This window comes from Acinetobacter sp. 228 (assembly GCF_048147885.1).
This window is the reverse complement of sequence record NZ_JAYWYV010000421.1, coordinates 1-1180: the sequence shown is the minus strand read 5'-3', so window position 1 is coordinate 1180 and position 1180 is coordinate 1. Positions and strand designations below refer to the sequence as shown.

At 43.1% G+C, this 1180-nt stretch carries 1 protein-coding gene; it reads left to right on the top strand.

Annotated elements, in window-relative coordinates; genetic code table 11:
• Nucleotides 1-1180, top strand: a 1180-nt coding sequence (locus VXQ92_RS19535) for an Rne/Rng family ribonuclease (protein ID WP_416682910.1), incomplete at both ends; no start/stop codon positions are given.

Below are 1180 nucleotides of genomic sequence, written 5' to 3'. Positions count from 1 at the left end.
TATTAATGATATGGTTTGGCCACGTTCACAGCCTACTCCAAATGTGTTTGAACTACTTCATCCAGGGCAGATTCTTACCGTTCAGGTGATGAAGGATATGCTCGGTACTAAAGGCGCTCGCCTGAGCACAGATCTTTCAATTCCTTCTCGCTATTTAGTTCTTATGCCATATGGTAACCATATTGGTGTTTCTCAGCGCATTGAGTCTGAAGAAGAGCGTGATCGGCTACGTAATATTATTGAGAGCATCCAGGCGGAGCATAATTTACCCGGTAGCGTAATTGTTCGTACTGCTGCTGAAGGGGTGGATGAAGCCGAAATTGCACAAGATATGTGCTATCTCAGTAAGTTATGGGAATATATTCAGCGTAAGCAAGTTGATGTGGCAGTACCTTCCTTAATTTTTGAAGAACTACCGCTGCCGCAACGACTTATCCGTGATCTGGCAAGGGACGAAACCGCAAAGATTTATGTCGATTCGAGAGAGATTCATGGAAAACTGCGTGAGTTTGTAGATGAGTTTGTTCCGAATATGCAAAGTCGCCTGATTCATTACCAAGGTGAGCGTCCATTATTTGATCTTTACAACGTTGAAGAAGATATCCAAAAAGCACTGCAAACACGCGTTGCTTTAAAGTCTGGCGGTTATTTAATGATTGACCAGACTGAGGCGATGACCACAATAGATGTCAATACAGGCTCTTATGTCGGTGGCCGTAGCCTTGAAGACACTGTCTTTAAGACCAACATGGAAGCGACTCAGGTGATTGCGCGTCAGCTTAGACTGCGAAATCTAGGCGGCATTATTATTATTGATTTTATTGACATGCAAGAAGCGATTCATCGTGAAGAAGTGATGCGTCAATTTGAAAAAATGCTTGAACGTGATCATGCCAAGACCAAAATCACACAGGTTTCTGAACTTGGTCTGGTAGAAATGACACGTAAACGTACACGTGAATCATTAGAACACTTGTTATGTGAATCGTGTCCAACGTGTCAGGGACGTGGTTTTGTCAAAACTGCAGAGACAGTGTGTTACGAAATATTTCGAGAGATATTACGCTACACCCGTGCATTTGAGTCTACAAGTGGCTTTACTGTCGTTGCTCATCCATCCGTGATTGACCGATTATTAACAGCAGAAGCACCTGCAGTGGCGGATTTAGAGCATTTTATC